The organism is Oceanidesulfovibrio marinus (assembly GCF_013085545.1).
Lineage (GTDB): Bacteria > Desulfobacterota > Desulfovibrionia > Desulfovibrionales > Desulfovibrionaceae > Oceanidesulfovibrio > Oceanidesulfovibrio marinus.
Map to the genome: position 1 here is coordinate 434781 of NZ_CP039543.1, position 19787 is coordinate 454567.

At 62.9% G+C, this 19787-nt stretch carries 17 protein-coding genes and 1 tRNA gene; 9 read left to right on the forward strand and 9 right to left on the reverse strand.

Going from position 1 to position 19787, the window contains the following annotated elements:
- Positions 1 to 33 precede the first annotated feature (33 nt).
- On the reverse strand, positions 34 to 534 hold the full coding sequence (locus E8L03_RS01965; protein WP_171266413.1) for a (R)-mandelonitrile lyase: 501 nt from the start codon (positions 532 to 534) through the stop codon (positions 34 to 36).
- Positions 535 to 634: 100 nt separating this feature from the next.
- Positions 635 to 1210 carry a flavodoxin gene (locus tag E8L03_RS01970; RefSeq protein ID WP_244963630.1) on the reverse strand — a complete coding sequence of 192 codons (576 nt, stop codon included), beginning with the start codon at positions 1208 to 1210 and terminating at the stop codon, positions 635 to 637.
- A 563-nt stretch (positions 1211 to 1773) separates the two neighbouring features.
- Here E8L03_RS01970 and E8L03_RS01975 point away from each other — a divergent pair.
- A complete protein-coding gene (locus E8L03_RS01975) occupies positions 1774 to 2724 on the forward strand; it encodes an AraC family transcriptional regulator (protein ID WP_144306485.1) in 951 nt (316 codons plus the stop codon).
- 158 nt (positions 2725 to 2882) lie between these two features.
- Here E8L03_RS01975 and E8L03_RS01980 read toward each other — a convergent pair.
- Both E8L03_RS01980 and E8L03_RS01985 read right to left on the reverse strand, forming a co-directional pair.
- A tRNA-Arg gene (locus tag E8L03_RS01980) sits at positions 2883 to 2959 on the reverse strand.
- 278 nt (positions 2960 to 3237) lie between these two features.
- Positions 3238 to 3885: a class I SAM-dependent methyltransferase gene (locus E8L03_RS01985; RefSeq protein ID WP_171266415.1), complete on the reverse strand. Its 648-nt coding sequence runs from the start codon at positions 3883 to 3885 to the stop codon at positions 3238 to 3240.
- A gap of 332 nt (positions 3886 to 4217) precedes the next feature.
- On the opposite strand from E8L03_RS01985, the gene E8L03_RS01990 reads away from it, so the two are divergent.
- From E8L03_RS01990 to E8L03_RS02020, 7 genes are all read left to right on the forward strand, one after another.
- Positions 4218 to 5189, forward strand: a complete 972-nt coding sequence (locus tag E8L03_RS01990) for a deoxyhypusine synthase family protein (RefSeq protein ID WP_144307462.1) — start codon at positions 4218 to 4220, stop codon at positions 5187 to 5189.
- Between the two features lie 291 nt (positions 5190 to 5480).
- Complete coding sequence (locus E8L03_RS01995) at positions 5481 to 5987, forward strand: ferritin (protein ID WP_144307463.1); 507 nt, start codon at positions 5481 to 5483, stop codon at positions 5985 to 5987.
- Positions 5988 to 6096: 109 nt separating this feature from the next.
- Positions 6097 to 6612 carry a hypothetical protein gene (locus tag E8L03_RS02000; protein ID WP_144307464.1) on the forward strand — a complete coding sequence of 172 codons (516 nt, stop codon included), beginning with the start codon at positions 6097 to 6099 and terminating at the stop codon, positions 6610 to 6612.
- An 87-nt stretch (positions 6613 to 6699) separates the two neighbouring features.
- A complete protein-coding gene (locus E8L03_RS02005) occupies positions 6700 to 8385 on the forward strand; it encodes a 2-oxoacid:acceptor oxidoreductase subunit alpha (protein ID WP_171266416.1) in 1686 nt (561 codons plus the stop codon).
- A 181-nt stretch (positions 8386 to 8566) separates the two neighbouring features.
- Complete coding sequence (locus E8L03_RS02010; protein ID WP_171266417.1) at positions 8567 to 9415, forward strand: 2-oxoacid:ferredoxin oxidoreductase subunit beta; 849 nt, start codon at positions 8567 to 8569, stop codon at positions 9413 to 9415.
- A 438-nt stretch (positions 9416 to 9853) separates the two neighbouring features.
- Entirely contained in the window at positions 9854 to 10201 is a 348-nt protein-coding gene (locus tag E8L03_RS02015; protein WP_171266418.1) for a DsrE family protein, read from the forward strand.
- A 795-nt stretch (positions 10202 to 10996) separates the two neighbouring features.
- Complete coding sequence (locus tag E8L03_RS02020) at positions 10997 to 11266, forward strand: hypothetical protein (protein ID WP_144307468.1); 270 nt, start codon at positions 10997 to 10999, stop codon at positions 11264 to 11266.
- A 63-nt stretch (positions 11267 to 11329) separates the two neighbouring features.
- Here E8L03_RS02020 and E8L03_RS02025 read toward each other — a convergent pair whose 3' ends face one another.
- A complete protein-coding gene (locus E8L03_RS02025) occupies positions 11330 to 12694 on the reverse strand; it encodes a radical SAM/SPASM family putative metalloenzyme maturase (protein WP_171266419.1) in 1365 nt (454 codons plus the stop codon).
- A gap of 109 nt (positions 12695 to 12803) precedes the next feature.
- On the opposite strand from E8L03_RS02025, the gene sucD reads away from it, so the two are divergent.
- The gene (gene sucD, locus E8L03_RS02030; RefSeq protein WP_171266420.1) at positions 12804 to 14966 is read left to right on the forward strand and encodes a succinate--CoA ligase subunit alpha; all 2163 of its coding nucleotides are present in this window, start codon (positions 12804 to 12806) and stop codon (positions 14964 to 14966) included.
- A 219-nt stretch (positions 14967 to 15185) separates the two neighbouring features.
- Here sucD and E8L03_RS02035 read toward each other — a convergent pair whose 3' ends face one another.
- From E8L03_RS02035 to E8L03_RS02050, 4 genes are all read right to left on the reverse strand, one after another.
- Positions 15186 to 16913, reverse strand: coding sequence for a SulP family inorganic anion transporter (locus E8L03_RS02035; protein ID WP_171266421.1), 1728 nt, complete (start codon positions 16911 to 16913; stop codon positions 15186 to 15188).
- Between the two features lie 235 nt (positions 16914 to 17148).
- The gene (locus tag E8L03_RS02040) at positions 17149 to 17781 is read right to left on the reverse strand and encodes a 2-oxoacid:acceptor oxidoreductase family protein (protein WP_171266422.1); all 633 of its coding nucleotides are present in this window, start codon (positions 17779 to 17781) and stop codon (positions 17149 to 17151) included.
- Complete coding sequence (locus E8L03_RS02045; RefSeq protein WP_171266423.1) at positions 17778 to 18617, reverse strand: 2-oxoacid:ferredoxin oxidoreductase subunit beta; 840 nt, start codon at positions 18615 to 18617, stop codon at positions 17778 to 17780. The genes E8L03_RS02040 and E8L03_RS02045 overlap by 4 nt, the downstream gene beginning before the upstream one ends.
- 16 nt (positions 18618 to 18633) lie before the next feature.
- On the reverse strand, positions 18634 to 19785 hold the full coding sequence (locus E8L03_RS02050; RefSeq protein WP_144305504.1) for a 2-oxoacid:acceptor oxidoreductase subunit alpha: 1152 nt from the start codon (positions 19783 to 19785) through the stop codon (positions 18634 to 18636).
- Positions 19786 to 19787 lie beyond the last annotated feature (2 nt).

Here is a 19787-nt window from a genome sequence, read left to right on the forward strand (position 1 = left end):
TACCAGAATAATCGTATGTTGCAGGCGCATGGCTTACTCCTTCCTGGCGTTATATTGCTCGTCAGTGACCTTTTCTTTCCAGATCACGTTTTCACCATTGAGATCACCGGTAATGACGAGGTGCGTCATAGGGGAGTCCGGCGTGGCGCCGTGCCAATGATCGATGTCCGGCGGGCACCAGATTGTGTCACCAGCCTTGAACTCGATGACTTTGCCATCCCGGGTCCCGGTCAGGCCAATCCCGGAGGTAACGATCATATGCTGTCCGGCCGGGTGGAAGTGCCAATTGGTGCGGGCGCCAGGCTGGAAGGTAACATATGCTCCCGAGTAATGCGCGGTGTCATTGGCGGGAAACAGCAAATCTACCTGAACATCATCGGTGAACAGGTCCTCGGGGCCTTTGAAGGACTTCTGCGATTCACCCCGGTAGACAACCTGCGGTGTGTTCTCCTGCGCCGTGGTCTGTTCCTGGCCGGCGTATACGGCGGATGCGGTACAGAGTAAAAGCGTCATAAAAAGAGCCAGATACTTCATTGTTCCTCTCCTGTCGTTTGCAGCCGATTTGGTAGAATGAGAAAAACACGTCCTTTCGTGCAGATATGTTGCATTGTCGGTCGGTACCGTAAGCGAGGCGCTATGCCATGCCGAGCGTCTGCAGCCAGTCGAAAACCTCCTCACGTGATGACCTGATCGCATCACCCCGGATGGCGAGCCCCTGCTCGATCGTAGCGTCGGGGCACAGCGAGCCGACATCAGCCATGGTACGGCCGAGCCCACTCCCCCCGTGCGTCATGAACGGGACAACGGTCTTGCCGGGCAGGGGGTATTCGGAAAGGAAGGAAATGACCGGGGTGGCTATGGTGCCCCACCAGCGCGGGGACCCCAGGAAGACCACGTCATACGAGGCCATGTTCTCGATCTTTGTCGTCAGCGGCGGCTTATAGCCGGACTCCAACTCTTTCTTGGCCTGGCTCGCAGTGGCCGGATACTCCTCGGGATACGGATCCACCGTATGAATCCGGACAATATCGCCCCCGACCATCTCATGGATATATTCGGCCATGACGTGTGTATTGCCGGTGCGGGAGAAATACACGACCAGGACGTTTTTGCCTTGAAGTCTGGTGGACGCAGCATGGGCCAGAGACAGCCGGGAGAACGCAGGCGCGGCAATGCCGGCCAAAAGACCGGCGATGGTTCTTTTCAGCATGCTTCTTCTTGAAGAATTGATGGGCCCGGTTCCTTTAACGAACCTGATCATATTATTATCTCCTATTCACGCGCATCACGATTTGGCCAACGATTGACAAACTGTCTCCAAGGGCACGCCAACGACTGCGGATTCGCCGGATTCGCTTGCACCGGCTTGCAGGATTTCGCTCCGGACTCCTGTGTCCAGGGCGAGTAATCATCCGAACAATCAGCCGCCGCCATGATCGTGGCTGCATCCATGGTGCTGCCGAATCTTCCAGGCGCTGCATCGTTCACGACGGTTTTCCGGAGCCGAACCCCATGCAGATTGCGAACAGCGCTGGTTTCTTCCTATATTGCTTTTTAGAGCAGAGGGGCCGTCAATTAGTAGACCGATCCTGCGATTTTTTTGCCTGATCGTCCGGGGCTCTTTTTTCTCAACCGTGATCGCCTTTTCCTGCCGACAGAGACTGGCGCATAGACTGATTCTCTTGAATTCTTGTCTGATTATCCGATCGGCCCGATAAATATGTTGTCTGAATACGAGGAGGGCTTATATTACGGCCGTGAAAGGAGGCTTCAATGAGCAACCATGAGAATACCCTGGCGCGCGACGACCTGAGTCTCTCGCGTGGAGCGCTGGCTGAGCGGATAGCACGATGGACCGAGCAGCAAGCACCCCTGGAAACCGAGGTCCCGGGATTGATGCTGATGCATTACGAAGAGCCGACAGAGCCGATGAGCTACATGCACGAGCCGAGCATCTGTCTGGTTGCCCAGGGGGCCAAACGTGTGCTGCTCGGCGATGAAGAGTACATCTATGACGCCAACCAGTACCTGATTACGTCCGTGGGTCTGCCGGTGGTGGCGAATGTTGTCGAAGCGAGCAGGGAGGTGCCGCTCCTCGGCCTTGTGCTGAAGATTGACCTGCGCGCCGTGACCCAGCTGATGGTGGACAGCAACCTGCCAATATCCCGCACGCAACAGACCGGCCGGGGCATGGCCGTCAGCGAGGTTTCAAAATCCCTGCTCGACGTGCTGTTGCGGTTGCTGGACCTGCTTGACGAACCGGAAAGCATACCGATTCTCGCGCCGATGTTGCAGCGGGAAATCGCGTATCGTCTCCTGATCGGCGAACAGGGCGCCCGGCTACGGCAAATCGCGGCGGCAGGGAGCCACAGCCATCAGATCGCGCGCGCCATCGACTGGTTGAAGGAAAACTACACGCAGCAGTTAAGGGTGGAGGGCCTGGCGAAACAGGCCGGTATGAGCACCTCGACCTTCCACCACCATTTCCGCTCCGTGACGGCCATGAGCCCTCTGCAGTTCCAGAAGTGGATCCGGCTGCATGAGGCGAGACGGCTGATGCTCATGGACCACCTGGACGCCACGAGCGCAGCGCTTCAGGTGGGATACGAGAGCCCCTCCCAGTTCAGCCGCGAGTACAGCCGGCTATTCGGCGCCCCGCCGCTGCGCGACATCAAGCGGTTGCACCAGACAGTACAACCCAACGCAGGGGAGATGGGGGCGTGAGCATCGAGCTCCCTTCGGGCCTGAAGTTATAAGGAGTTTGCGCCCGCAGCCGTCGGCTTCGAACGCTTGGCGTATCCAGGAGAAGGGAGCAGAGTAGGGGCAGATAAGCGACAAAAGAAAAACCCCTGCCGACAGTGGTCGGCAGGGGTTGATTTTTCTGGTGCGCCCGAGAGGATTCGAACCTCTGACCTACGGATTCGTAGTCCGGCGCTCTATCCGGCTGAGCTACGGGCGCGTCGTGAAGAAAGAGTTTCTAAGGTATGCCCCTGGATGTGTCAAGCAACTTGAGAAAAAGTTTCAAAAAAATACCGATGCGGCCTATGGATAGCGTTAAAATATAATAAGTTAAGCGCGTTGAATGTGTAGTCGGCTCGGTGGCTTTCGCGCCGGCCTCGCCAGCCGTCACGCGGCGGTTTGTCGGTTGCGCCGGCCTCGCTTGCAGTTGCGCGGCGGTTTGTTTGTCGAGTCAGCCCTCACCCGTGGTCACGGGGCGGTATTCCTGTCGCCTGGCCCTCACTCACACCCGCACACTGGATTGCCCGGGAAGCATTCCGCCGGCGGGTCGAGCTGGTTCTTCAGGTATTTCTGCACGTACGCTTTTTCCTTGTCGCTGAGCAGCACCTTCTCCAGGGTCACCTCCATGGCGTCCACGGCGCGCGGCGTGCGCAGGATAAGCTCCTCGTCCATGCCCTCGCCGGCCAGGCGCTGGCCCAGCTCGGAGCGCACGAAATTGAGCCGCGTCAGCTCGAACCGCGCCTCTTGCCAGCCAAGGTACCAGTACCATTCCGTATAATAGGTCCAGCTGCGCTCGTTGAAGGCGCGCACATGGGTGGGGTCCTGCCAGGCACCGTGCGAGAGGTCGTAGGGCACGATGATGCGCATGTGGCCGCCGGGAGCCAGCAGGGACAGGCACGAGCTCATGCAGGTGACGAGATTGGGGATGTGCTCCAGCACGTCGCGGGCCACGATCTCCTCGAAGGTGCCGGGCTCGATGCGGATCTCGCCGAAGCGCGCGGTCTGGGCAACGCCGTGGGGCGGGAAGGGCCTGTTCAGGTCGGCCACCACGTCCGGCCGCCAGAAGGGATCGCAGTCCACGTTCAGGTAGTCGTGCTTGAAGAGCTTGCCGCTGCCGATATTGAGACGCTTTGGGTAGTCGGTCATAGTTTTCGGTATTCTTTGGGGATCAGCCCCGCGTGTCTTTGGTGTGGTGACCGATGGCGGAGCCCGGTCATGTGCCAGGCGTGCGTGATCGGGGGGGGGCGGGAACGGTTGTGCCTGACCATCGGATATGTTCATTATCCCAGGGAAGGTTCATGCGCAATGCAAGCGGTCCTGGCGGCCAGGTTGGCGGCGCGGCGCTACCGTTTCGAGTCCCGGCCTGCCTGGATTGTTGCCAGGGGCGCGCGTTGCCAGGACCACGGCATGGTGGTAAGCACCACGTTCCGTCACAGAACCGTCAAAAATTACATGGACCATATGGAAGGAGGAAGGAAGTGACTACGGTGCGCGCGTTTATGGAAAAGAATTACAAGCACTTCAATGCCCGCGAGACCTTGGATGCCGCGCGTGCGTGGGAAGAGCTGCTGGCCGGCGGCGGACAGATGTTCGTGACCCTGGCCGGAGCCATGTCCACGGCCGAGCTGGGCATTTCTCTGGCCCCGCTCATCCGCGCGGGCAAGGTCCATGGCCTCTGCACCACAGCGGCCAACCTGGAAGAGGACCTCTTCAACCTCTTCGACAACCCGGACTACCGCCTGGTGCCGCATTACAAGGACCTGACGCCAGAGCAGGAAGCGGAGCTGCGCGACGAGGGCATGAACCGCGTCACCGACACGTGCATTCCGGAATGGGCCATGCTCAAGGCGGAAAAGTACCTGATCGACCTCTGGAAAGAGGCCGAGGCCGCGGGCAAGTCGCATTTCCCCTGGGAGTATATGTACGCGTTGCTGGACATGCCCGAGGTGCAGGAGCACTTCCGCATGCCCAAGGAGAGCTCCTGGGTCTGGGCGGCCAAGGAGAAGAACCTGCCCATCTACACGCCGGGCTGGGAGGACTGCACCCTGGGCAACAAGTTCACCGCCCTGGTGATGACCGGCAAGCTCTCCTCGCACAACCTCATCAAGAGCGGCACGCAGCAGCTGGAGCACCTGGCCAACTGGTACTCCGAGCGCGCTGACAGCAAGACGCCGGTGGGCTTCTTCCAGATCGGCGGCGGCATCGCCGGTGACTTCTCCATTTGCGTGGTGCCCATGCTCATCCAGGACTTGCACAAGGAAGACATGCCGCACTGGGCGTACTTCTGCCAAATCTCCGACTCCACCACCTCGTACGGCTCGTACTCCGGCGCCGTGCCCAACGAGAAGATCACCTGGCACAAGCTGGACCCGCACACGCCCAAGTTCATGATCAACTCCGACGCCTCTGTCGTGGCGCCACTCATTTTCTCCTACCTCATGGGCGAGTAGGAGCCTCCAGCAAAGCCGGTCGCTACGCCGAGCACACCGTGCAAACGCAGACAAGGTTTTGCTGGCGGCTCTAAGCCCGCCTGCCGGCGCATGCCGGCTCTTTCGCGCACCATATATCGAACGCAGGAGGGAGACTCGACACGGGTCTCCCTCTTGCGCTCGTGCGCCGTTCATGGTCTAAGATTACAGATGGAATGTTCCGGACGGCGTTTTTGCGCGCGTCCGGCGCATGCTCCGGCTGCGCAACGTCGCGCCGAAACGAGATAATCCATACAGGAGAGATCGAGAATCATGCTGAACGAAACCATGAACGATGCACTGAACGAGCAGGTGAAGTGGGAATTCTACTCCAGCTTTCTGTATCTTGCCATGGCCGCGTACTGCGCGGAGCAGGGCCTTCCCGGTTGCGCCAGCTGGATGCGGCTCCAGGCGGACGAGGAGCGTATGCACGCCATGAAGTTCTATGACTTCATTCTGGAGCGCGGCGGCTCCGTGCGCCTGCACGCCATCGATGAGCCCAAGGGCGCGTTCGACTCCATGCTGGACGTGTTCGAATACGGGCTGAGCCACGAGCGCGAGGTCACCCGCCGTATCAACGAGCTGGTGAACCTGGCCATGGATCAGCGCGACCATGCCACGAGCATCTTCCTGCAATGGTTCGTCACCGAGCAGGTGGAGGAAGAGGACAACTTCTCCGACGTGGTGGCCCGGTTCCGGCTGGTGGGCAACAAGGGCGAAGGGTTGTTCATGCTGGATAAAGAGCTGGGCGGCCGCGCGCCGGCGCCTGCGGCCGAGTAAGGCCCCCGGCAGCCATCCGCATCCATACACTATCCGAACCCGGCGCATTCCCGGCGCGGCGCATTGTTGCGCCGGGAGGGCCGCCGAGCCCGAGAACAAGGGAGGACCGATGTCCGAGAGCTCCAGAGAGATGCTCTGTCAGGCCCTGGGCATGGTGGACAAGGCCATTGATTTTTACGACGCGCACGCCGAGTCCTGCCAGGGCGGCGTCATCCGCGACGTGTTCGTCCGTCTGCGCGATCTCAAGAAAACCCGCCGCGACAGGCTGCAGGAGCTGCACGACAAGGTGGAGGCCGGTGTGAGCTTTGCCGAGGCCTGCGGGTCCATGGAGCTGGAGGCGGCCGAAGGCGCGAACATGTTCCGCAAGATCGCCACGAGCCACGAGCCGGTGAGCTGCCCGCTGGACGAGATCGCCTCCATCGACGAGGCCGCGGCCATCGAGCTGGATCTTGTCCGCTTCTTCGAGGACCAGGAGCAGGCCGCCGCCGGGCCGGTGGAGAAGAAGTTCCTCCACTACCTGGTGCAGGATGCCCGCGGCCAGTTCATGCTCATCAACGACATGAAGTGGTACTATGAGGACCCCAAGGCCTGGACCTTTGCCGACAAGAAGCCCTACGAGGCGTAGCGCCCACAGTCGCCCAGCACCGGCGGAACCGAAGCCTTTTCGCCGCGCGCCCAAACCAACACAACGCAGCCAAGGAGGTCAGGCCCCATGGCCATCGAGTGCATCAATATACTTATAGGCGGCGAGGCAGGGCAGGGGCTGGCGACAGTCGGCCAGCTGCTCTCCAAATGCCTCGTCCGTTCCGGATACCATATCTCGGTCACCCAGGATTACATGTCGCGCGTCCGCGGCGGCCACAACACGTTCGCCATCCGTTGCAGCGCGCAACCCGTGTCCGCGCCGCTGGACAGGGTGGACGTGCTCGTGGCGCTTAACCAGGAGACCGTCACCCTGCACAAGGACCAGCTCGGCGAACGCGGCATCGCGCTGCTCGGCGAGTCCATAGACGACGAGGGCGCCAGGGCCCTGGCCGTGCCCTACAAGCAGCTCATTCCCAAGCGGCTGTTCGAGAATACCTCGGCCCTGGGCGTGCTCTGCGCACTCCTGGGCATAGACCGCGAGGTGCCGGCCGAGCTGATGCGCCAGACCTTCAAGAAGAAGGGCGAGGACATCATCAACCAGAACCTCGAAGTGCTGGACAAGTCCATGCAGTGGCTGCGCGACCAGAGCCCGGACTTTCCGGCTCTGCCCGCACCGCCGGACGCCGGCCGCGAAAAGATCATGATCAACGGCAACGAAGCCATCGCCCTGGGCGCCATGGCCGCGGGCGTACGCTTCTGCTCCTTCTACCCCATGACGCCGTCCACCTCGGTGGCGCTCACGCTCATCGCCAACGCCGAAACCCTGGGCATGGTGGCTGAACAGGCCGAGGACGAGATTGCTGCCGTGAACATGGGCCTGGGCGCGTCATTCGCCGGAGCGAGGGCCATCGTGCCCACTTCAGGCGGCGGGCTCGCGCTCATGTGCGAAGGCATCAGCCTGGCCGGCATCACCGAGACGCCCCTGGTCTTTGTGCTGGCCATGCGGCCCGGCCCGGCCACGGGCCTGCCCACCCGCACGGAGCAGGGCGACCTCGACCTGGTGCTCTATGCTGGCCACGGGGAGTTCCCCCGCGCCATCTTCGCTCCGGGCGACCTGGAGCAGTGCTTCCGGCTTACGCACCGCGCCTTTGACCAGGCCGAGAAAGTCCAGGGCCCGGTCTTTGTGCTCACGGACCAATATCTGGCGGACAACTACCGCGACGTCGTGCCCTTTGATCTGGATTCCCTGCCCGAGCCGGTTATGCCCGGCGAGTCCACGGACGATCCGGCGTCGTACGAGCGCTACGCCGTGACCGAAAGCGGCGTTTCGCCGCGGCTGGTTCCCGGCACGGGCGAGCACCTGGTGGTTGTGGACTCGGACGAGCACTACCCGAACGGCCACATCACCGAGGACCACGGCGTGCGCATCGAGATGCAGGACAAGCGCATGCGCAAGGAGCAAATTCTGAAGAACGATGTGGTGCCGCCGCTGCTCGTGGGCGAGGAGGGCGCGGACGTGCTGCTGGTCTGCTGGGGCTCCACCCAGGGCCCGGCGCTGGAGGCCGCGCAGCTCCTGAACGAGCAGGGGACCAGCGCCGCGGTGCTGCACTTCTCCCAGGTCTGGCCGCTGGTGCCGGAGCAGTACGCCGAAACCCTGGACGCGGCCAAGAAGGTGGTGGTCGTGGAGGGCAACGCCACGGGCCAGTTCGCCACGCTGCTCAAGATAGCCGGCTGCTTCGAGCCGGACGGGCGCGTGCTGCGTTACGACGGCCTGCCCTTTACCGCGCAGTACATCCTCGAACGGCTGGGCTAGCAGGCTGATGAGAAGCACCGCTGGTTGCGCTGCTGCAGACAGTTCAAACCCTTACGTCACCTGTATGCGCGTCGGCATTGAACTTCGTTGTGCGCCTTGCCAGCGTGATGTTTGAACAGCCTGCCGGAAGAGGATTTTGCAATAGCTTTCTAAACCCGACTATCGGTCATGGAGATATCCCATGGGACGCATTGAAGATTACGGCGAGTTCGAAACCGCGTGGTGCCCGGGCTGCGGCAACTTCAGGATACTGGATGCCGTGAAAAAGGCCCTGGCGGATATGGACCTGCCGCCGCACAAGGTGGCCTACTTTTCCGGCATCGGCCAGGCCGCCAAGCTGCCGCACTACTTCAAGTGCAACATGTTCAACGGCCTGCACGGCCGCGGCCTGCCACCGGCCCAGGGCGCCAAGCTGGTCAACCCGGAGCTGGCCGTGTTCTGCCACTCCGGCGACGGCTGCAACTACGGCGAGGGCGGCAACCACTTTCTCGCGGCGCTGCGGCGCAACGTGGACATGGTTCTGGTGGCCCACGACAACCAGATCTACGGTCTGACCAAGGGCCAGGCCAGCCCCACCACCGAGGAAGGGCACGTGACCAAGGCCCAGCCCTGGGGCGTGAAGAGCTCCATGTTCAAGCCGCTGGCCGTGGCCGTGGCCCTGCGCGCCAACTTTGTGGCCCGAGGATTTGCCGGCAACGTGGACCAGCTGGCCGATCTTATCCGCCAGGCCCACGAGACGCCGGGCTTCGCCCTGGTGGACGTGCTGCAGCCGTGTGTCACCTTCAACAAGGTCAACACCTTTGCCTGGTACAAGGAGCGCGTGTACGAGCTGGACGACAGCTACGACCCCACGGACTTCGATGCGGCCATGAAAAAGGCCGAGGAGTTCGGGGACCGCATCCCCACCGGCGTGATCTACCGCAACGACCGGCCCAACTTCTGCGAGGCCCTGGTCACCTGCGGCGGCGAGCTCTTCAACAAGCCGGCCGACCGCGGCCTGGTGCGCAGCGTGATGATGCAGTACGCCTAGCAGGCAGGCAGGTGAAATTTCCACGCCGGCGGCGTTGCTTCGAAAAGATCAAATCCTCACGTATTGTATGTACGCGTCGGCCTTGATCTTTTCTTGCGCTTTGCCGGCGCGGTTTTTCACCAGCCTGCCGGTGAGCTGGCGACGGACATTTTTCTTCAGAAATCGCTTGTATGACGCGGCTCCTTCCACTCGGGGGAGCCGTTTTTTGTGCACAAGAAAATTGTCCGAATGATGAGGCGGGTTATTGCGGTGCGGAGGGATTCACGTATGATGGAGCGGAACCCCATGAACATCTAATGGATACGGAGAAATATTACTGGGAGCAGAAAATACATGCATTTTCGCTCTCCAGTTATAAGAACTGCCCCGCCCAGGCGGGGCCAAACGGCGAATGCCGCAAGAGCGCAAAGTTAATAACTTTCTGCTCGGAGTAATACCATGTCGAAGTTCGCACTGTTTCCGTTTCGCGGCGAGCCTCTGTGCTTCATCCACGTGCTGCTCAACGTTCTGGATATGAATGAGCGCGGCCACGAGGCGATCATCGTGCTGGAGGGGGAGTCCGTCACGCTGGTGGCCAAGATGGCCCAGGAAGGGCACATGCTGCATCCGCTCTATGTAAAGGCCAAAGACAAGGGGCTCATCGCCGGGGCGTGCAAGGCGTGCTCGGCCAAGCTGAAAGCAACCGATGCCGTGCTGGCCGAAGGGCTGCCGCTCCTCGAAGGCATGAGCGGCCATCCATCCATGGCCGAGTATGCGGAGAAGGGGTACGCCATCGTAACATTCTGATCTTGCAGGCGTATCTGGCGCAGTAGATACGCAGTGGCAATAGGCGGAACTGAGGGGGACAGAACCTCTCGGATTCTATGTTCCGGACACTGTGCACCCCGGCCGTCGTGACAGCCGGCCGTAGGGTGCGCATGATAAAGCCCCTTGTAAAGGGGCTTTGTTGTTGTGGAAAACTCGATCGGGGATGGGTCGGTTCTTTTTCAGTGAACAAAAAGGAATACACCCGGATTTGCGCGGACCGCGCTATGCGGCGGTGTCCTTCAAGGTCGTTCCGCACTTTGCAAAGTGGACAGTTGCATGGATCTTCGTTGCGAAGTCGATGTTTTTATGTCGTCAAGTAGTACCTTGTGTACAGCGACGACGTGCAACTGCACTGCGACAGACGTCTGGGGTGGACCTTATGCGCTCCTGGGTGTATTCCAGAGGGCACTCATCTGCCCGGTATGGGAATGAGAATTAACGATAGATACCCTCCGTTGCTGTTATCACCATTCTGCTGAGGACCTTCCTCCAGCATTGATTTCAGAATACTGCTCCCGAAGCGTTGTGTAAAGAGGCTGCAACAGAAAATTGCACGTCGCGAAATTTCATCGGCCTCAGGGGGTTATCCACAGGCAGGGCCAGCAGTGCACAAGCTGTCTGTGGAAAACCTAACCTTTTCAGTAGATTGTGGCGCACTGTAGAAATGTGATTTTTTTATGAAGTAATCACAGCTGATTATGTGTGAAAATCCCATGGCGCAGCACCATGTCTCACGCCTCGACAGCCGCGGGCGTTTGTTGGACAATGCAGCCCATGAAAGATCGCTACGTCTTCGGCATCTCGGAAACCGGCGGCTCGTACCTGGTCCGCCTCGTGGTTCCGCGTTTTGTGGCGCGGGTTGAGCGTACGGAGGAGGGCCACCCGGCTCCTGCGGAATGGGGCTGCCGCTATATCCTGCGCTCCGGCGAGATGTTCTGCGATTTCGACTGGCTCGATCCCAAACCCGGCGAGGAGCTGCGCCAGAGCGTGCTGGCCGAGGCCGAGGACGCCTGGCTCTTCTTCGCCTCGGTCTATCGTTCCTGACCTTTCTCCATCCTTGGAAGCACGCCGGCGTGGCGCGTTGGCCACCGGCCTGTTACCGGTCCGTCAGCTCAGGCACTGCAGCAGGCCCAGCGCCCACGGGCATTCCCCGCACGGCACCTCCACGCCGAAGCAGTCCGCCTCGAACGCCGCATCCTCCACCAGGTTGCACGGCCCCAGCCGGCAGCTGCCGCAGAAGGGGTAGTCGTAGCGCAGGGTTGCCTCGCGGAAGCGCGCGTACTCCGGGCTGGTCCAGATGTCGCGGAGCTCGGACTCCAACAGCGAGCCGAAGCTGCGCGCCGGCAGGGTGCGCCATGCGCCGTGGCGGTGTATGGCCGCGCGATGCCACAGGAAATGGCAGGGGTGGACCGTGCCCTCCATGGCCACGAACAGCGTGCCCGCCTCGGCGAACTCGCAGCGTCGCTCCTGCCGTGGCTGCACCTGTGGCAGGCGCAGCTCCATGGAGTACTCGGCGGCGATCTCGCGCGCCTTGTCCATGACCTCTTCGATGCGCCGCGCTGTCTCCTCCAGAGCGTTGCCGCCGGCCATGAGCCGTTCCGGGTTGATGGTCAGCCCGCGGGAGTCGGCCTCCCGCTGCATGGCGGCCACCAGCGCGCACAGCCGCTTTTCCTTCTCGCTTTTGGCGTACTTGAAGGCGATGCGGCCGTGGTCCGCCAGGGACAATCCCTCGCGGTGGGCAATGTCCTCATACTCTCGATACAGCGCCACGGCCTCGGCCGTGTGCCAGTCCCAGGCGGCCTGCGGCTCCATGGCCGGGTGGTACGGCAGCATGTGGGAGACGATGGCGTAGTCGGCCCCGTGCTCCGCAACCCAGCGCAGCACCGTGGGCAGCCCTTCCAGCGTATCGCGCAACAGCACGGTCTCCACGCCGATGGCGAACTGCGCGTCGGTCCGCTTGCGGGCGGTCTTCAGGGAGGCGAAGGCGCGTTCCAGCAGGGATGTTTCACCGCCGGGACGCAGTCGGCGGTACTCGCCGGGGTCGGCGCTGTCCACAGACAGGCAGACGGAGGTGAGCCCGGCGTCCATGAGCGCGGTTGCCTTGTCCTGGCCCTGTGGTGAGCCGAGCACCACGCCGTTGGACTGGAAGGCTATGCGCGAATCCGCGGGCATGGAGGCGCGCGCCAGCGCGACCGCATCCGCCAGCCGCGGGTGGAGCATGGGCTCGCCGATGCCGGAGAGCACCAGGGATTCGAGGTGAGGGAAGGCCGGTTCGAGCCGCCGGAACACCTCCCAGGCCATGTCGCCCTCGTCGATGCCGCAGCCCGGGGACTGCTTCACGCACATGGGGCAGCGCTGGTTGCAGCGGGTGGTCAGCTCCGCCACTACGCGGCGGGGCCAGAGCGTCTGCGTTGCACCAACCGGCGCGGGCGCGAACTCGGGCCAATTCATGAAGGATATGGATGATGTCATGCTTTCGAACTCCTGCCGGATAGGCTATTCATGAAAGCCACGGCCGACAAGGGGCGACATACACGCATCCGCAGGAATCTCTATCGGAGAAAAACCGAGGCGACCTTTCATGCTGTGTAACGAGCACATTTCCAAGAAGCTGTTCCACGAGGCTGGCATCGCCGTTCCCACCGGCAAGCTGCTCTTCCCGGAAGACGCATCGAGCTACAAACCCATCGGCGTTGGGCCGTGGTACGTCAAGGCGCAGGTCCTTACCGGCGGCCGGGGCAAGACCGGCGGCGTCGTGCGCGTCGAGGACCCGGACAAGCTCACCACCGTGTGCGAGAAGCTCTTCGCCATGGAGATCAACGGCGAGGCCGTGCCACTGGTCCGGGTGGAGCCGGCCATGCGGTTCGACCGCGAGCTGTACCTTTCTTTCATGGTCTCGCGCGACAGGGAGCGCATCGCCTTCACCGTGGCGCGCGGCGGCGGCATGGATGTGGAAAAGCAGGCCGCGGCCGGTGCCGGGCCGCTGGTGCAGTACCTTGCCCCGTCGCCCTCCGGCGGCCGGCTCTCGGAGCACCAGGTCCGCGCCGCCTTTTTCCACCTCTTTCCCTCCGGGCCGGAGCATCCCGAAAACACGCCGGAAAAGCTCAAGGGGCTGTGGCCGGGCTTCAAGGCCCTGGTGCGCAAGTGCTTCGACGCTGTGAAGTCTTACGGCCTGTTATTGTTGGAGATCAATCCGCTGGTGCACTCGGACAGTGGAGAGTGGACCGCTCTGGACGGCAAGGTGGAGATCGACGACGCAGTGGCCGACATCGACACCACGCTGGAGCGGTTCTACGAGCCCGCGCATGTGACGCCGGAGGAGAACGCGGCCCGCGCCGCCGGGCTGGCCTATCTGCGGCTGGACGGCTGGGTCGGGCTCATGGCCAACGGCGCCGGACTGGCCATGGCCACCATGGACCTGCTCAACTACGCCGGCCTGCGCGCCGGCAACTTCATGGACCTGGGCGGGGCTGCGGACCAGAAGCGCATGGCCAAGGCTTTTGACATGCTCTTTTCCGATGAGCGCGTGGAGATGGTTTTCCTCAATCTTTTCGGCGGCATCGTCTCTTGCGAGACCGTGGCGCGCGCCGTGGCCGAAGCTCTGGCCGGGGCTGCGCCGCCCAAGCCGCTGGTGGCGCGGCTGGCCGGGCACGGGGCCGAGGAGGGCCGAAAAATTCTCACCGGGCTCGGCTACGACTCCATTCACCTGGCCTCCGAGGTCAGCGAGGCCGTGGCCATCCTGAAGACCCTGTCCAAAAACCGGACGCTGCAGCCGTTCCCCAAGGACGAGTCCACCAGTGTGCCGCGGGCGGAGGCGGCCGCGAAACCGGCGCTTCAACCGGAATGCCCCGCCGGCCCCGCCACCCTGACCGAGCTCGGGCTTAGCGGTTCGACGCGGCTTCTCGTGCAGGGCATTACCGGCCGCGCCGCCATGCAGCACGTCAGGCTGATGCAGGAGTACGGCACCACCGTTGCCGCCGGCGTCACGCCGTACAAGGGCGGGCAGCAGGTGCACGGTGTGCCGGTGTTCAACAGCGTGGCCGAGGCCGTGCGCAAGGCCGGGCCCTTCGACGCTTCCATTGTGTTCGTGCCGGCCGCCTTTGCCGCCGACGCCGTGCTGGAAGCCGTGGATAACGCCATCCCCAACATCGTCTGCATTACCGAGGGCATTCCCCAGGCCCAGATGCTCTACGTGCGCCGCGCCGTGCACGAGGCCGGTCTGCGGCTCTTCGGGCCCAACACCCCGGGGCTCATCGTGCCCGGCCAGACCAAGATCGGCATCATGCCCGGCCACGTGTTCTCTCCCGGCTCCATCGCGCTGCTCTCGCGCTCCGGCACCCTGACCTACGAGGCCGCCGCCCGGCTCAGCGCCGCTGGCCTGGGCCAGTCCGTGTGCATCGGCGTGGGTGGCGATCCCTTTGTCGGCTGCACCTTTGCCGAGTGCTTCGAGCTCATCCGCAACAACACCGAGACCAGCGCCGTCATGGTTATTGGAGAGATCGGCGGCCGGGCCGAAGAGGAGTTCGCCGAGGTCGTTGCCGCCTCGGGCTACGACAAACCGCTCATCGCCTTTGTCTCCGGACGTACCGCGCCTCCCGGCAAACGTCTGGGCCACGCCGGCGCCATCCTCGACGAGTCCAGCGGCGGCATCGCCGGCAAGCTCCATGCCCTGCACGCCGCCGGCTTCGTCATCTCGCCCGATTTGGAAAGCCTGTCGATGCTGGCCAGGAAGGTTTTGGGGTAGAAGATCGCTTAATAATGAAGAACGGACCGGGGGCAAACCTTTCTGGTAGAAAGGGATGCGCAGCTATGGCCCCGGACCCCCTTTCCAAAGACTTTCAATTGGTTTGTTGAAAAATTTAAGGGGCGTATTTCTCGTCCGCGAACGAGAAATACGCCCCTAATTGAAAAGGTTGGGAAGGGAGAACCCTTTGCAAAGGGTCTCCCTCTCGCATTTCGTTTTTTACTCTTCACACAAAGCCGGTCTGGCTGCGATGGGCTGCTGCGGCAGGCAGTTGGTGGGATCGGGGCCCACCAGGCAGTGCGCGGCCTTGAGGGCGTCGTCCAGGCTGGTGAAGATGTGGTCCGTGCCCACGCGGAGGTCCACACCGAGGCGTTCCATCATGCCCCGGGCCGAGGGGCCGACATCGGCGAGCAGCAGGGTGCTGCCGTTGATCTGGCAGCGGTGGTGCACGGACTCCAGGGCGTTGATGGCCGTGGAGTCCAGAAAGGGCACCTGGTGGAAGCGGACGATGAAGACCTTGGACGGCTTCTGCATAGCGGCGAGGATGGACTGGAAGCGGTCGGCCACGCCGAAGAAGAAGGGGCCGTCGATGGTGTAGACCTGCACCCCGTCCGGCAGCGGCACCTCGTTGCTCCAGGTCTCGGTGTCCTCTTCCTCGGCATCGATGCTCGTGACCTCGCTCATGCGGCGCATGAACAGCAGGGAGGCCATCACGACGCCCACGCCCACGGCCACGGTGAGGTCCATGAACACGGTAATGCCGAAGGTGAGGCACATGACGGCCACGTTGGATTTGGGCGCGCGCATGAGGCGCAGGAACTTGCGCGCCTCGCTCATGTCCCAGGCCACCACCACGAGCACGGCGGCGAGGCTGGCCAGGGGGATGTAGGAGGCGAGGTTGGCCAGCAGCAGGACAAAGGCCAGCAGTACGGCGGCGTGGATGATGCCCGCGATGGGGGAGAAGGCGCCGGCGCGGATGTTGGTTACGGTGCGGGCGATGGCTCCCGTGGCCGGGATGCCGCCGCAGAGCACGGAGCAGATGTTGGCCGCGCCCTGGGCTGAGAGCTCCACGTTGGAGTTGTGCTTCTCGCCGGTCATGCCGTCTGCCACCACGCAGGAGAGCAGGGACTCGATGCCGGCGAGCAGGGCGATGGTCAGGGCCTCGGGCAACAGCGTCTGTAGCCTGGCAAAGGTCACTTCGGGCAGCACGATGTCCGGCATGGTGCTGGGAATGCCGCCGAACCGGCTGCCGATGGTCTCCACGTTGAGGCCGAAGATGTAGGCCACCAGGGAGGCGAGAACCACGCCCACCACCGGACCCGGGATGCGCGGCTTGTACTTGCGGATGGCCAGGATGGCGCCAAGGCCGAGGCCGGCCACGAGCAAGGTCTGCATGTTAATGGTGTTCGCGTGCTGGAAGTACGCGGTCCATTTGTCCGCGAACTGCGGCGGCACGTCGGCCATGGTCAGGCCGAAGAAGTCCTTCATCTGCGAGGAGAAGATGAGCACGGCGATGCCGGCCGTAAAACCTGTGGTGACCGGGTAAGGTATGTACTTGATGAGCGCGCCGAATCGGAAAAAGCCGAAGATGAGCAGGAGCACGCCGGCCATGAGCGTGGTGAGCACGAGGCCGTCGTAACCGTGCTTGAAGATGATGGAGTAGATGATGACAACGAAAGCGCCGGTGGGCCCGCCGATCTGGAAGCGGCTGCCGCCCAGGGCGGAGAGGATGAAACCGGCGACGATGGATGTGAACAGGCCGCGTTCCGGCGACGCGCCGGAGGCGATGGCAAAGGCCATGGCCAGGGGCAGTGCGACCACGCCCACGGTGAGGCCGGCCATGAGGTCGCGGGTGAAGGGTCCGACGCCATAGCCGTGGGTGGCTATGGTAGTTATGGAGGCGGGTAGAAAGGGACGGTCGTCCTTGCGGGAAGGCAGAAGATTCATGGGGAAATAGACTCCGTATAGGGGAAGATGGTGTGGCACCAAAAAAAGAAAGCCCCCGCAAAGCGGGGGCTGAAAGTCGTTCCCTTTCGCAGAGGCCTGGTCGCGTTGGCTCCGGAGGGCCAGGGCATCTAGTGCATTCTCATCCGTAGCGACTATTGCACCACGGGCCGGCCCAGTCATTTACCTTAGTGACAGGAAAGGTCAAGAAAAATTAATTGGCCGTTATTATTTCCTGCTACTCCAGCGCTTCGATGTTTTCCTCCTCGGCGAGCTCCGCAGCCTGCTCCCAGATGGCGGGTGCCTCGCCAAAGTGCTTCTTGGCCTCGCGCAGGCCCAGGTTGAAGGCCTTCTTGTTCAGCTCCACGATCTTGGCCGGCATGTTCTCCTCCAGCGCCTTGCGCATGAGCCGCGGCTGGGCGAACGGCAAAAGGTGGGTGATGGCGCCGAGGGTCAGGGTGTTCAAGGTCAGCGTGTTGCCGATCTTGTCCTTGGCCAGGGTGGTGAACTCCATGCCCAGGAAGCGGTTGGTGGGCGTCTGGGTGACCATCAGCGTATCCACCACCAGGACGCCGTTGGGCTTGAGCACGCCGTAGTACTCGTTGCAGGCTTCCTGGGAGAGGGCCACGAGCAGGTCCACGTTCTCGGTCTTTGGGTAGCTGATGGGGTGCGAGCTGATGACAAGGTCGGCGCGGGAGGAGCCGCCGCGGGCCTCGGGGCCGTAGCTCTGGGTCTGCGTGACGTAGTAGTCGTGGTGGATGGCCAGGCCGTAGCCCAGGAGCTTGCCCAGGGTGATGATGCCCTGGCCGCCCAGGCCGGAGAGGCGCAGCTCGAATCGGTTGAGCTCGGTGTGGTTGTCGGCGGTGCTCATGCGCTTGCCTCCTTTGCGCGCAGGCCGGCGGACATGGCGGCGTAACGCTCCTCCAGGCCGGGCTCGTCGCGTTCAACGAATACGCCCACCGGGAACTTGTCGCCGCGTTTGGCCGGGTCGGTCTCGTTCCATTTGTCCATGGGCATGGAGCGGGTCTTGAGGTCCTGATACATGTCCACCACGGTGCGGAACTTGTTCTTGCGGCCGTATTGGGTGTGGCAGGGCGAGAAGGCCTCCACCAGGGAGAAGCCGGGCCGGGTGAGCGCCGCTGTGATCTGGGCGTCCATCATCTTGGCGTGGAAGGCCGTGGAGCGCGCAACGTAGTTTGCGCCGGCCACCTTGGCCAACTCCGCGATGTCGAAGGTGTTCTCCAGCTGGCCGTGGGGAGTAGTCATGGAGCGCGCGCCCATGGGCGTGGTGGAGGAGCACTGCCCGCCGGTCATGCCATAGATGTTGTTGTTGAGGATGAGCGCCGTGATGCCGACGTTGCGCCGGGCGGCGTGGATGAGGTGGTTGCCGCCGATGGAGAGGGCGTCGCCGTCGCCCATGACGCAGATGACGGTGAGCTCCGGGTTGGCCATCTTGATGCCCGTGGCAAAGGTGAGGGCGCGGCCATGGGTGGTGTGGACCGTGTTGAAGTCCACGTACACGGCCATGCGGCCGGAGCAGCCGATGCCGGCCACCAGGCAGACCTCGTCCTTGGACAGGTCGGCGTTGTGCACGGAGCGCACCAGCGAGCCGAGCACGATGCCGTGGCCGCAGCCGGGGCAGAACACGTGCGGGAAGCGCTTGTTGTGCCGAAGGTATTGATGGATAAGCTGGGTGACTTGAGACATATGGTTCGCTCCCTCTCTACATCTGGGCGATGTTCTTGAGGATTTGCGATGGAGTGATGATCAGGCCGTCCACGCGGTTGATGGTGCGCACGCGCACCCGTCCCGAGTTGACGCGTTTCACCTCTCGCGACATCTGGCCCATGTTCATCTCGGGCACCAGGATGGCGGCCCCGCGGCGGGTGAGCTTTTCCACGGCGGCGCGGGGGAAGGGGAAGAGCGTTTTAAGGTGCAGCAGGCCGGCCTTGATGCCCTGCTCGCGGGCCTGGTCCACGGCCAGGCGCGCCGAACGCGCCACCGAGCCGTAGGCCACTACGGCCACCTCGGCGTCCTTGGTGTTGTGCTCTTCGGTGATGACGATGTCCGGGAAGTGCTGGTCGATCTTGCGGAACAGCCGGTGGGTGAACTCCTCCACCTCGTCGGGCCGCTGCGTGGGGTAGCCCATGGGGTCGTGGGTCAGGCCGGTCACATGGATGCGGTAGCCGGAGCCGATGGGCGCCATGGGCGGCACGCCGCGGGTGGTCTCCTCGAAGGGCTTGAACCACTCCGGCGGCATGGAGGGCAGCACGCGGGAGAATATCTCGTACTCGCGCTCCGAAGGGATGGTGATCTTCTCGCGGGTGTGGGCAGTGACCTCGTCGATGAGCAGGATGACGGGCACGCGGTACTTTTCGGAGAAGTTGAAGGCCACGATGGTCATCTCCAGGCATTCCTGCACGGTGGATGCGGAGAGGACGATGATGGGGTGGTCGCCGTGGGTGCCCCAGCGGGCCATCTGCACGTCGCCCTGGGCCGGGGAGGTGGGCAGGCCGGTGGAGGGGCCGCCGCGCATGACGTTGACGATGACGCACGGCGCTTCGGCCATGCAGGCGTAGCCCACGTGCTCCTGCATGAGTGAGAACCCGGGGCCGGAGGTGGCGGTCATGGCCTTGCGGCCAGCCAGGGAAGCGCCGATGACCGCGCCGAGGCTGGCGATCTCGTCCTCCATCTGGATGAAGACGCCGTCCTCGCTGCATGGCAGCCTCTGCGCCATGCCTTCCATGATTTCGCTTGAGGGTGTGATGGGATAGCCGGCGAAGAATGTACAGCCGGCCAGAAGTGCTCCTTCAACGACGGCTTCGTTGCCCAATGCGAAGAGTTCCTTGTTCTTGCGACGGGCCTTCTGTGCCATGA